Origin of the sequence: Micromonospora sonneratiae (assembly GCF_042679305.1) — a bacterium.
Classification (GTDB): domain Bacteria; phylum Actinomycetota; class Actinomycetes; order Mycobacteriales; family Micromonosporaceae; genus Micromonospora_H; species Micromonospora_H sonneratiae.
This window is the reverse complement of the sequence record NZ_JBHTMP010000115.1, coordinates 1-12143: the sequence shown is the minus strand read 5'-3', so window position 1 is coordinate 12143 and position 12143 is coordinate 1. Positions and strand designations below refer to the sequence as shown.

Annotated in this window: 11 protein-coding genes; 5 read left to right on the top strand and 6 right to left on the bottom strand. The window is 68.5% G+C overall.

Features of this window, described 5'->3' with window-relative positions; all coding sequences use genetic code 11:
• The 5 genes from ACFQ4H_RS33860 to eccCa all read right to left on the bottom strand — a co-directional run.
• On the bottom strand, nucleotides 1-923 hold a 923-nt coding region (locus ACFQ4H_RS33860), incomplete at its 3' end, for a WXG100 family type VII secretion target (RefSeq protein WP_377579194.1).
• A gap of 9 nt (nucleotides 924-932) precedes the next feature.
• Nucleotides 933-1358 carry a hypothetical protein gene (locus tag ACFQ4H_RS33855; protein WP_377579192.1) on the bottom strand — a complete coding sequence of 142 codons (426 nt, stop codon included), beginning with the start codon at nucleotides 1356-1358 and terminating at the stop codon, nucleotides 933-935.
• Between the two features lie 10 nt (nucleotides 1359-1368).
• Complete coding sequence (locus ACFQ4H_RS33850) at nucleotides 1369-2742, bottom strand: hypothetical protein (RefSeq protein WP_377579190.1); 1374 nt, start codon at nucleotides 2740-2742, stop codon at nucleotides 1369-1371.
• Between the two features lie 10 nt (nucleotides 2743-2752).
• On the bottom strand, nucleotides 2753-3202 hold the full coding sequence (locus ACFQ4H_RS33845) for a hypothetical protein (protein WP_377579188.1): 450 nt from the start codon (nucleotides 3200-3202) through the stop codon (nucleotides 2753-2755).
• A 29-nt stretch (nucleotides 3203-3231) separates the two neighbouring features.
• A complete protein-coding gene (gene eccCa / locus ACFQ4H_RS33840) occupies nucleotides 3232-7206 on the bottom strand; it encodes a type VII secretion protein EccCa (protein ID WP_377579186.1) in 3975 nt (1324 codons plus the stop codon).
• Between the two features lie 155 nt (nucleotides 7207-7361).
• Here eccCa and ACFQ4H_RS33835 point away from each other — a divergent pair, with 155 nt between their 5' ends.
• Nucleotides 7362-7715: a hypothetical protein gene (locus ACFQ4H_RS33835; RefSeq protein WP_377579184.1), complete on the top strand. Its 354-nt coding sequence runs from the start codon at nucleotides 7362-7364 to the stop codon at nucleotides 7713-7715.
• A gap of 17 nt (nucleotides 7716-7732) precedes the next feature.
• Entirely contained in the window at nucleotides 7733-8032 is a 300-nt protein-coding gene (locus tag ACFQ4H_RS33830) for a hypothetical protein (protein ID WP_377579182.1), read from the top strand.
• 129 nt (nucleotides 8033-8161) lie between these two features.
• Here ACFQ4H_RS33830 and mycP read toward each other — a convergent pair whose 3' ends face one another.
• A complete protein-coding gene (gene mycP / locus ACFQ4H_RS33825; RefSeq protein WP_377579180.1) occupies nucleotides 8162-9460 on the bottom strand; it encodes a type VII secretion-associated serine protease mycosin in 1299 nt (432 codons plus the stop codon).
• Between the two features lie 117 nt (nucleotides 9461-9577).
• On the opposite strand from mycP, the gene ACFQ4H_RS33820 reads away from it, so the two are divergent.
• The 3 genes from ACFQ4H_RS33820 to ACFQ4H_RS33810 form a co-directional block, all read left to right on the top strand.
• A complete protein-coding gene (locus tag ACFQ4H_RS33820) occupies nucleotides 9578-9958 on the top strand; it encodes a YbaB/EbfC family nucleoid-associated protein (RefSeq protein ID WP_377579178.1) in 381 nt (126 codons plus the stop codon).
• Nucleotides 9955-10290, top strand: a complete 336-nt coding sequence (locus ACFQ4H_RS33815; protein ID WP_377579176.1) for a hypothetical protein — start codon at nucleotides 9955-9957, stop codon at nucleotides 10288-10290. The genes ACFQ4H_RS33820 and ACFQ4H_RS33815 overlap by 4 nt, the downstream gene beginning before the upstream one ends.
• Nucleotide 10291: 1 nt before the next feature.
• A partial coding sequence (locus ACFQ4H_RS33810; RefSeq protein ID WP_449289041.1) for a WXG100-like domain-containing protein occupies nucleotides 10292-12143 on the top strand: 1852 nt, incomplete at its 3' end.

Below are 12143 nucleotides of genomic sequence, written 5' to 3'. Positions count from 1 at the left end.
ATCGGCGGCACCCCACCGCCAGCCGGCTTCGCCGCGTCCGGGGTGGCCACGCCAGGCTTCACCTCCGCCGCCAGGGTCGGTGCCAGCCGGCCAGCAACCGGCTTCGCCAACGGCAGCATGCCGGTTCCACCGGCTGCGGCCGCCCAGCCCGACCCGCCCGCCACCGGAGGGCCGCCCACCGGCGGCAGCCCACCGAACGACACCCCGGAGACCGGATCGAGGGTCGAAGGGCCGGGAATCAGCCCGGCCAGCGATGGCCCGTCCGAACCGTTCAGGTCGGTCAAGTCGGATATGCCTGCTCCGGAGCTGATCGACGAGGCCAGGTTCTGCAGCTCCGAAAGAACGTTCACGCCAGCGGTGGCGGCCTCGATGAAGTCGGCCGGGGAGTTGCCCTCCGCCGAGAGGGCCTCGCCCTGTGATTCGGGCAGCAGGTCGGTGGGGGACTGGATGCCGGCACCCGAGACCACCTTGAGCATCGACATGTCGAACTGTGAACCCAGCGCGGTCATTCGCGCGCCCGCGGCCTGCTGGAATCCGGGAGCCGCCCACGCGGTCAACGGGTTCGAGAGCGCAGCGACATAGGACTGGTAGAGGCCCGTCACGGTCTGCAGCGCCTCCGGGATAGCGCTCGCCAGCGTGGTGAGCGCCTCGGGCACCTGGGCCGCATCGAGCCGCTCGCCCCACATCTTCAGCTCGGCGAGGGTCTGCTGGGCCTTTTCCTCGTGTGCCCGGCCGGCGTCGTCGGTCCAGGTCGGGGCCAGCTCGCCCACTCGGGTGTGCAACTCGGTCCGCGCGGTCTCGATCCATTCGCGTACTTCGGTCCACATCCTCGCTGCGTCGATGAGGACCGGGACGTTGGCCTGCTCGGCCGTGATCATCGCCAGCTGCGCTTCGATGGGAAGCATGTTGTAGGGAATGGCCATGGTGACACCTCAGACAGTGGGCTGCGGGGCGTCACCCGCAGGATCGTCGGTGGGTTCGTCGGTGCTCGGATTCCCGGAGGACTGGGTCTGGGTGGCGGTCAGCTGCTTGACGAGGTCGACTCCCTGCTTCACGACCTTGACGCTGGCGGCGGCCAGTTCGAGGGCTCCGGCGACATCGGCGGCGGTGTAGCCTGCGGCGGCAGCCTTGACCTTCGCCGAGTCGGTGACCAGATCCTCGGTGACCTTCGTCAGGAAGGCGGCCAACTCGGCGGTGGCCGCCTTGTCCAACACGGACATCGCGATGCCCTCGAACATCCCGGACAGGTTCGGCGGTGTTCCCAGGCGCGCCAGCGACGGCGGCATCGGGGGAGCGGTGAGCTGACTGGAATATGCGCCCATCGCCTCGGTGTCGCCACTGATCTGCGTTGCGAGCATGTGTCCCTCCTCAATGTCCGGTGCGGTATCTCGGATCACGGTCCTGCTGGTTCACCTGCCACAGCTCCTCGTCGAGCACCTGGCCGGTGGCGTTCTCGGTCTCCCACCATTGCTGCGGCGCCCCGGACGATGGTGACGGTGGCACGGACGACGGCGACGCCAGACTGCCGCCCTTCGCTGGGCCTGCCCGGCCCGCCCGGCCGGAAAGGGACACACCCGGGATGCCACCAGGTGTCCGCTTCCGTGGGCTGCCCGGTCCCGCCTGCTCGGCGGCTCCCGGCATGATCCCGCTTCCGGTGTTCGCTCGCTGGACGCTCGGTGGATACATCGGCGGAATCGCCCCAGGCCCGGTGCTCCCGGCACCGATACCCGTGGCCGACGGCAAACCGGACGGCAGCGTCGTGCCGTTCGATCCACCGAACGGCACCTGGTTCGCCACTGGCGAGACGCCTGTCATGCCGACCGGCCCACCATCACCGATTCCACCGGCAGCCAGGCGCGGGTACCCCATACGATCCAGGTAGTCCGCGTACTCCGCAGGGGACATGGCGGCCAGATCCGCCGGGTCGAGCCCACCCACGGGTGAGGTCACCGGATCGGGTACGCCCGACCCGGTACCGCCGAGCGACTCTATCGCCTGGCTCAGCGCGCTCAGCGCCTCCGACCCCTGTTCCAGTAGTGTGTTGGCCTCGTCCTGCGGGTTGGTAGTCGGATCGGTGGGCGACGGGTCCGGAGCGCTGGCCGGGTCGGGCACCGATGCGGGGTCGACGGCACCGGACCCACCATCCACACCCGATCCTGCGGAGTTCGGACCTGCCATGGCCCCTGGATCGGTCACGGGACCACCCGGACCGACCTCCGGTAGGTGAGCGCGTGGTCCGACCCATTTCAGCTTTTCGGTCAGTTGCCGAACTGCCTGCCCCGCCAGCAGGTATTCGATTGCCAGTTCGTTCAGTGCCATCCCAGCTGCCTCTTCGAAAGGCCGCTTGTCGAGTACCTGGCCATTCCGCTCGAAGGATTCGCGTTGCGTCTGGTAGTCGGCATACCTCTGCCGGATGCGGTCCTGGGTGGATCTGATGAGCGCGGGCAGGTCGTCGTTGAACGTCTTGTAGAGAGATGACGACGCGATTGCGTCGCGCACACCGACGACCCCGTCGATGCTTGTCCTGACCCGCCCCTCGAGCATCCAGAATGCCGGGTCCCGCCAATGTTCGCCTACCTTGTCGATCCTATCGCGGAGAGCGTGGGCCGCCTCGTTCAAGTAGGGGGTCAATCCGTTCCACATGGCAGCTTCGGCGGCACATTTCTCGATGTGTTGAGTCAGCTCGAAGGCGGCGATTTCGTGGAGTGTCTCCAGGCTGTGGCCGAACCTGTAGTCAACCATTCAGGTGCTCCTAGGTGCCGTTCGTCGGAGCGGGCTCCAGGAAGACCTGAGCCTTGTCGGGCAGGTTCTGATCCTGGTGATCAATGATGTTCCGGAATTCGTTCGCGCTCATGCCGTCGCCATCGGCGTAGCAGTCTGCGGAGGAAAGGATCATCGACCTGTACGCCTCGAACCCCTGCATGATGTGGGTGACCATGGTCTGGATCGACTCGATGGCGGCCTGGTTGGCCTCGGTCAACTTGCCGCACTCCGCCATTCCCCCGCCATTGCAGGCCGACGTGGACCGGGTAATGGACGGCATGAAATTGACAGGTGGTGGGGAGAAGTTCGCGCCGACATCTCTCATGCCATGCGCGTGGCCGTCCAGATATTCGTTGACCATCCCGCCCCCCAGATTCTGCGAGCATCCGTCGTCAAAGCCAAGCATGTTCGTCGGTTGCTGTGTCGGGCGCGACAGCAACCGGCCATCGGGCGGGCCTAATCGCGGGCCTAATCGCGGGGCGGGAGCCAGGCGACCTGGACCAGGCCCTTCTGGCCGCGGCGGTCCACCAGCCAACCGCGCCCGGGTGGCAGCACCTGGGCGCGCATGCCGCCGAGCAGTGGGCCCTCGTCCCGGTCGCCGGACATCATCAGGCCGGGCGTGCCGACCTCCCGTACCCGGTTGAGGAACGGCTCGAAAAGCCCCCGCCCGGCGCCGCCGGTACGTCGGGCCAGCACCACGTGCAGACCGATGTCGCCGCCCTGCGCGACCAGGGGCAGCAACGGCATCAGCGGGTGCGCCTTGTGTGTGGCCACCATGTCGTAGTCGTCCACCAGCACGAAGATCTCCGGCCCCTGCCACCAGCTCCTGGCCCGCAACTGCTCGGGCGTGACGTCGGGGCTGGGCAGCCGCTTGGCCAGCGCGTCGGCCGCCTCGGCGAGCAGGCCGCCGCTGTGCTCGTCGTTGGTGCCGTAGCCGAGCAGGTACTCCTCGTCGATCTCCCCGAGCAGGCCCCTGCGGTGGTCGACCAGGATGATCCGGGCTTCGCTGGGCTGGTAGGCATGCTGGATCCGGCTGGCCAGCACCCGCAGGAACGACGTCTTTCCGCACTGGGTGTCGGCCAGCAGGAAGAAGTGGGGGTCCGCGGCGAAATTCAGTCGCATCGGGGACAGGTCCCGCTCGTGGATGCCGACGGCCAGCCCCGCCTCGGCCCCGGTGAGCTCGTCGGCGGCGGGCAGTTTCTCGAACGGGAGCACCCCCGGCAGCAGCCGGACCGACGGCGTGGGCTCGCCCGGCCAGGCCCTCCTGACCGCCTCCACCAGTGCGCCGGTGCCGGCAGCCAGGTCCCCGGTTTCCGTGACCCCGTCGATCCGGGGCAGTGCCACCAGCATCTGGTGCCCGCTCATCGAGATCCCCCGCCCGGGGGCGTCGGCGGGGACGCTCATCGCGGCACGCCGGTCGACGAGGGAGTCAATCGGGTCCCCGACCCTCAGCTCCAGCCTGCTGGCGAACAGGTCCCTGACGTTCATCCGCAGGTCGAAGGAACGGGCGCAGCTGGCCACCACGTGCACGCCGTAGGAAAGCCCCCGGGCGGCGATGTCGCCGACCATCTCCTCCAACTCGGCGAAGTCGTTGCGCAGGGTCTGCCAGCCGTCGACCACCAGGAACACGTCACCGTGTGGGTGCTCGGCGAACCGGCCCTCGGCGCGTAGCCTGCGGTAGGTGGGGATACCGTCGATCCGGTGCTCGGCGAACAGTCGCTCTCGTTGGACCAGCAGCGTGGCCACCTCGGCGACGGTACGTCGTACGGCTCCGGTGTCCAACCGGCCGGAGACGCCGGCGACATGGGGCAGACCGGCGATCGAGGCGAGTGTGCCACCGCCGAAGTCCAGGCAGTAGAACTGCACCTCGCGCGCCGTGTGGGTGAGCGCCAGGCTGGCGATCAGCGTACGCAGTGTCGTGCTCTTGCCGGTCTGCGGTGCTCCGATCACCAGCACGTGTCCGGCTGCCCCGGACAGGTCCAGCTCCAGCGGGTCACGCCGCTGCTCGAACGGCCGGTCCACGATGCCGAGCACCGGTCGCAGTGACCCGGCCACGGCGGGGGAGTCGGGGGTCAAACCACGCTGAGGGTGGGTGACCAGGGTGGGGAGCAGGCCGTCCAGGGTCGGGGAGTCGGACAGCGGCGGCAACCACACCTGGTGTGCCGGGGTGCCCCGGTTCTGCAGTCGGTCGACCAGCACGTCCAACAGGGTCTCGCCGGTGGCGGTGTCCTCGTCGGGCTCGGGCGTGTCCGGGTCGTCCTCGTCAACGTCGAACTCGGGGGCGAGGTAGGCGGTAGTGTACTCCCGCAGCACCAGCTGCTCGGCGGTGGCGGCCACCACCGCGCCGCGAGTAGCGCGCTGGTACACACCCGACACGTAGGCCGAGCGGAACCGGTCCATCGGATCGGTGCCGACCTTGAGGAACCCGTGACCGGGCGCCCTCGGCAACTGGAACGCGTCGGTCACGCCGAGCACCGCCCGGCTCTCCATCTCCGAGAACGTCCGCAGACCGATCCGGTAGGAGAGGTGCGTTTCCAGACCGCGTAGCCTGCCCTCCTCGAGCCGTTGTGAGGCCAGCAGCAGATGTACGCCGAGCGAGCGGCCGACGCGCCCAATCTGGACGAACATGTCGATGAAGTCGGGTTTGGCGGAGAGCAGCTCGGAGAATTCGTCGCAGATCACCAGCAACGTCGGTACCTCGGGCAGTGGGGCACCCGCAGCGCGTGCCTTCTCGTAGTCACGCAGGGACGAGAAGTTCCCGGCCGCCCGCAGCAGCTCCTGGCGGCGGATCAGCTCACCGTTGATCGCGTCGGTCATCCGGTCGACCAGGTGCAGCTCGTCGGCCAGGTTGGTGATCACCGCGCTGGTGTGCGGCAAAGCGTCCAGCCGGGTGAACGTGGCCCCGCCCTTGAAGTCGACCAGCGCGAAGTTCAGCGAGTTCGGTGGGTGGGTGACGGCCAGCGCCAACACCAGGGTACGCAGCAGCTCCGACTTGCCCGAGCCGGTCGCTCCGATCAGCAGGCCGTGTGGGCCCATGCCGTCCTGGGCCGATTCCTTGAGATCGATTTCGATCGGGGTCCCGTCGGCCTGGATGCCGAACTTGACCCGCAGCCGGTCCCGGTTCGGTCGTGGCACCCACGTCTCGGCCGGGTCGAACTCGTACGGGTCGCCCAGGTCCAGCAGCTCGGCAAGGCCCAGCTCGGTCGTCATCGGCGCATCGCCGTGCAGGCCCGCCGTCAGCCGCAGCGGCGCCAGTTGACGGGCGAGCCCTTCGGCGGCGACGGCACCGAGTGCGTCCGCCCGGCCGAGGTGCACTTCGCTGTCGATGGTCTCGCTGACCAGGTTGCCATGCGGGTCCACGCGCAGCACCACCATGGTCCGGTCCGGTGCCCTCGGCGGCATCGTGGTCAGGTCCACGATCGTCACCCCTTCGACACCGCCGCCGGTCATCAGGTGGTCGGAACCGGCGACCGAACCGCCGTCGAGCACCACCACCAGGTGCGGGCCGGCGAGCCGGGTGGCCACCTCCGGGTCGAACCGTGGTCGCTTGGCCAACTCCTCCTCGAGCATCGATTCCAGCGCCGGGATCGTCGGTGCCACCAGGCGCAGCGGGCCGAGCGCGTCGGTCCGTTCCGGGTGCAAAGCGTGCGGCAGCCATTTCACCCACTCCCAGTCGGCGCGGTGTTCGCTACCGGCGCACACGGCGATGCGCAGGTCGTCCGGTGACTGCAGGGTGGCCAGCTGCGCCAGCATCGCGCGCAGCATGCCGAGCGCGGCCTTTCGATGACCGCGCAGGTAGATCCGGCTGAACCCGTTCACCGCGATCGCGATCGGCAGGCCGTCGACGGTGGCATAGGTAGTGATGAACCGGCGTAGGGCGAGCGCGGACAGCGGCTCAAGTTCCTCCAGCGGCTTGGTGTCGGGGGCGACCAGCGTGGTGGCCGGGCTCTGTGCGCCACGGCCGATCCGGGCGACACCGAAGTCCGGGGCGTCCTTACGCCGCTCCCACAGTCGGTAGCTCGTCACCAGCGACCAGAGCGCGACCGGGTCCGGGTGCAGGTACTCCATCGCCTCGCGCTGCCGGCGTACGGAGCGCCTCAGTCGTAGCCGGTGCTGGGCCAGATGCCGGAGGTACCTACGCCGGGCGTAGCCCATCTCCCGCCTGCTCGGGCCGCCGCCCTGCAGGAAGCTCATGACGATCATGCCCAGCATGCCGACGCCCATCAGCCCGTAGACGACGAAGCGGATGGATCCGCCCATCGAGCCGGAGAACATCAGCATCATCGACGCCGTCATGGCCACCATCGGCAGCACCATGAGCAACTGTGTCCACTGGCGTGCGGGCGGCGGCGGGATCTCCGGCGGAGCCTGGAGGATCAGCTCACCGGCCGGCATTTCCGGAGCTGGCCGCCGGGTCGGTCTCTTCACCACGACTGTTGCCACATCCGCGATCGTCGCTGAGCAGCGGCGGTGGGTGGGGGTGATGGCAGGAAAGTGCCGCGTGCCACTGGAGGTGCTTCTTCGCGACCTAGCCTGGACCCGACCATCAGGGAAAGCGTTGTATCACCGAGCAGCGACCGATTCGGAGGAACGATTCGATGATGGGTTCGACAGGCGGCAAGATCGACGGTGATGCCGCCGCCATGCAGCTTCAGGCGAAGTTGTCGTCCGAAGCCACTGTCAATCTGCAGAACAGTTCCCAACGTGTCACGAACGTGGTCGGTGACGGGGTGTCCGTGAGTTCCGGCTTGTGGCGCGACGGGCTCATGAACACCGAGGAGAACCGGCACGGTTTCGTCACCGGTCGAATCGCCCCGATGTACCAGGAGGATTCGGACGGAATGTACCGGGCTGTCGGCTACTACCAGGACGCCGACGATGCCGCGACACGGGAGACCGGCCGAGTGACCTTCGGTGGCAACGGCGGCCACGGTATCGCCTCCCAGATCTGACCGGAAGGAAAGCGACGATGAGTTCGTCATCTCGGATCACCGCCCACAGCGACACCAATCACGGCATGGCGGACGCCCTGCAGAGGGGGGCGCAGGAGAAGCGCCAGCACACCGACGACCACCACCGTGGCGCGGAGTTCATCTACCAGAACGATCTCACGGACTCGTTCGGCCAGAGCTACTACGAGCAATCGGGCCAAACCCAGGCGTTGTCCAACGAGACCTGGGACACCGAGACAGCGCAGGCGCGGGCCGTCGTCAATGCCAACGATCACCTGATGGACGCGGTGCGCAGGGCCCAGATGGGGATGCGCTGACTTTGACCGGCCAGAGAGACGAGGCGGATGCCCCGGAGAGCCAGCAGGCTCCCGGGGCATCCGCCGGTGGTGGTGTCTCCTCGCGATGCCAGTTCGTCAGCACCTGTCCGCGCACAGTCGCCGGGTGGCTCATCGATCACGTTTCGGCTCGGAGATGAGGAAGATCTGCTCCGGCGGCTCGACGACGGTCGGCTCGGCCGGCACAGCAGCGGCCCAGCCCGCTCGCCAACGGCGCCGCCGACCCCGTGGCAGGATCGCCGCCACCAGCCCGGCCAGCACGATCCCCCCGGCCACTACGGTGACCAGCCACTTCGCCGTGACCGCCGTGCCGTGCTCCCACGCGGCGCGGTCCAACTGTGCCTGGTCCAGCGGCTGCGGGACGTATGCGGGCAATGCCGCCGGTCGATCAGGGTCGAGTCCGTCGGTAACGGCCCGGTAGGGGTTGACCAGACCGGCACCGTAGGCGTTGCTGTCCCGACCGCCGCGGGCCGGACTGGCCGTGGCCACGAGCCGCCGAGCAACCTCGGCGGCGGTGAGCCTGGGCCAGGCGGCGCGCACCAGCGCTGCGGTTGCGGCCACGAACGGCGCGGCGAAGCTGGTGCCGTCGACATAGGTGTGGCCGTCCACCCTGGTCGCGGCCAGGACCTTGACTCCCGGTGCGACGAGGTCCACGTGTCGGCCGATCTGCGATCCGGGCATCCGGGCTCCATCGATGTCGACCGCGCCCACACCGAGCACCCCCTCATAGGCGGCAGGGTAGACCGGCCGTTCGGTGGTCGTGTCCCGCTGCGCGTTGCCCGCTGCAGCCACCACCAGGGCATCCCTGGCCACCGCGTACGCGACCGCCGCCCGGATGATGGGGAAGTCGTTGTGGCCCGCCAGCGACAGGTTAATCACCTTCGCCCCCTGGTCAGCGGCGTAGCGGATGCCGTTGGCCACCACCTGCGGATCGATGAGCAGCGACTCGCCCTGACCGCCGACATCCCTCTCGTTGATCCGTACCGGAAGGATCTCAGCGTCCGGGGCCACGCCGTGGAAGCCGATGCCGGGCACCGGGTCGGCGGCGATGATGCCGGCCACGCCGGTGCCGTGGGACACACAGTCGAACGCGCCCGGCAGTGCACCCGCCAGGTAGAAGTCGCGGCCCCGGTGCACTTTTCCGGGCCTGCGAAGCTGCGGATGGTCGGCGTCCACACCGGAGTCGACCACCGCGACCAGCACACCAGCGCCCCGGCTGTGCGGCCATGCTCGTTGCGGGTCGAGGACCTGCTGGGCCCAGGGCTGTGCCCGTACCTGGTTGTGGGCTGGATCCGGATTGTGGCAAGCACCGGCGGGCGGAGCCGCGCCCGCTGCGGTTGCGCCGCCGATGACATGAAGCGCCGTCGCAGCCAGTACGGCGGCGACAGCACGCGCCCGACGTCGTCTCACCCATGGATCGTCCCGGTGGCGCGTCCTGCGTCGTCCGTCGTGGCCGCAACAGGCCAGCTGACCCTGTCGCCTGGGGGGCGGCGTGACACTGGGCCGGAAGCAATCTCGGGAGGCTCCGTGGACACGTCCCTTCACCTGGAGATGTTTGGCGAATACGAGCGGATGGCCGAGGACGTCCGGTCCATACAGCAGCGCATGGCCGAGATCCGGGCCACCGCCGATTCCGGCGACGGGCTGATCAGCGCGACGGTCGGCGGTGCGGGTGAACTGATCGAGCTGTGGCTGGATCCACGCATCTACCGCGCCCCCAATTCGGGTGCGTTGGCGCAGGCCATCACCGACACCATCCACCGGGCCGTCGAACTGTCCCAGGAAGAGGGCTTCGCCATCGCCGCGAAGTTCCTGCCCTCCGGCGCGACGGCCGAAACGGCCGACCTGCGGTTCGACCCGTTCCTACATGCACTCGACCGGCAGGTCGCGGGAGGCGAGCGACAGTGAACTCGATCGACCGCAACGGTGACGGGGTCATGGACATGCTCCCCGATGAAACCAGGGCCCATCTGAGGACGGTGCACGATGCCGGTGAGCAGTTCGCGGTCGCGTGGAGCAATGCACGCGCGGCGATCGCGAACGCGAAGATCGGTGAGGGCCCGATGGGCGAGAAGTTCATGGAGAACTACCAGCCCAGCGTCGAGGCGGTGAGCACGATCCTGGACAAGGTTCCTGACGCCTATCGGCAGCTGGCGAACTGGGGCTACGGGGCGGTGCAGATATACCAGGGCGCGGACGCCGAAGCCGTTCAAGAGTTCCCGCGTAGCTCCCAGCCTTGACATGGCGGATGTCCCAGAGCCAGTAAGCGACCTGTGGGACGCGGTCAAGAATGCGGGCGTCGCGGCTTTCGAATATCTCTGGCCGCCGGACAGCGAATCGGCGGTCTACGCTCTGGCAGACGTGTTCAGCGGTCTCGCCGCCGGCCTGAGGAAAGCCATCGAGGTTTCCAGCGTCGCTGCGAGGAGCATGTTCGACGACAGCTGGCGGGACTCGGCCGGCTTCCACATCTACCACAACATCGATTCCTTCAACAAGGATGGGCTCGACCAGGTCGTCACCGAGTTGGAGAAACTGGCGGCAGCCTGCCGCGCCTACGCCAAGCAGATCAGCGACGCCAAGATGGCGATCTTCACGGAGATAGCCATCAACGTCGGGCTGTTCGCACTCGCCTCGGTGTTCGGCGGTCCGGCCGGGGCCGCGATGTTCGCGGCCAGGGTAGCCGGTGGGATCGCGGCGAAGATGGCGACCTTCGCCGGCCGCGCCGCCCAAGCGGTGAACGGGCTGGGCAAGTTCAAGCAGTTCGGCGTACGGCTCGCTGGCGAAATGGTGCAGGAGGCTGCTGAGGAGGCCCTGATCGACCTCAGCGCCCAGAGCCTGAGCATGCTGCGGGGCTATGGCGACATCAATCTCCGGCAGACTGCCACCGCCGCCGCGAGCGGTGCCGCAGGAGGGCTCATGGGCACTGCGGTGAACAAGCTCGGAGGGCGGTGGGCCACGGACAAGTTGGGCGTCGTGGCCTCCAGACACATGCCGGACAAGCTCGCCACGCATGTGAGCAGAGGCACCAACTCGGTTGTCGTCAACGGCGTCACCTCGCCGGCCGCCGGCATCATCGGGCACGGTGTGGTGAACGGCGAGTGGCAGGGCATGAGCGTGAAGGAGTACCTCGGCAACGCGGCGGCTGCCGGGACGATGGCAGCGGCGCGTACGAACTCACAGCTCGCCGGTAATCAGTTGTTCGAGCACCGTACCGGTGGCCAATCACCGACCTGGGAGGACCTCGGGCGGCCGCCTGACGGCCCGCCGCCCGACGGCCCACCACCGATGGTGGGCGAGTTGCCGGAAAAGGCAACTGCGTCATCAGGCGTCGACGTCGGCAGCGGCGCAACGTCCGAAGCACTCGGTTCGACCTCGCCGGGTTCCGCCTCCGCGGCCGACTCCGGTCATGGCACCGATCCTGCTGTCGGCAGCGTAGACCGTGGATCCACCTCCACTGCGCCATCGGCAGTGGACCGAGCCGATTCCGTAGCCGGAACCGACCGTACGACAGGTGCGATCGGGATGTCGTCACCTGCCATGTCCGCGGTGGGCGGCGCCACCTCGTCCCGTGCTGGTGTGAGCCCGTCCCAGCCCGCTGCTACCGGCTCGACCCAGACCGCTTCGGCGTCCGAGAAACACACCGATGACGCGCCGAGCCGCGCGGACACCGAGTTGGACGTCGACCGCGACGATGTTTCCGCGACAACCGAGGCGTCAACCGATGCTTCAACCGAGTCGGCACCCCCAGCCGAGTCGGTCTCACCGTCCGAGAACGCGGCCGAGCACGGGGTACCGGATCCGGACGGGGGCCGGGCCGAGCCATCCGAGCATCACGACCCGGCGGGTGAGCCGTTGCTGACCGGGCACCCCACTCAGCCTGCCGAAACCGGGCAGCACACTGGGACCTCGTCACCGGCGGGGCCAGGCTGGACAGGCACCGCCGGTTTCCAGCCACTCCCCATCAGCCATGTCGGACAGCTCGCCGAGCGCGCTCCACCCGTACAAGGTGTCCCGCGCGCCGTGTCTGCGTCGACAGTGCAGCCGGTGCCGGCGGTGCGTGGTGCGGTTACGGGTCCGAGCCCGGTTGGGGTAG

What these genes read in the sequence shown, in the direction of transcription:
- ACFQ4H_RS33855 (WP_377579192.1), bottom strand. Translation starts at nt 1,358, where the DNA reads ATGCTCGCAACGCAGATCAGTGGCGACACCGAGGCGATGGGCGCATAT.
- ACFQ4H_RS33850 (WP_377579190.1), bottom strand. Translation starts at nt 2,742, where the DNA reads ATGGTTGACTACAGGTTCGGCCACAGCCTGGAGACACTCCACGAAATC.
- ACFQ4H_RS33835 (WP_377579184.1), top strand. Translation starts at nt 7,362, where the DNA reads ATGATGGGTTCGACAGGCGGCAAGATCGACGGTGATGCCGCCGCCATG.
- ACFQ4H_RS33830 (WP_377579182.1), top strand. Translation starts at nt 7,733, where the DNA reads ATGAGTTCGTCATCTCGGATCACCGCCCACAGCGACACCAATCACGGC.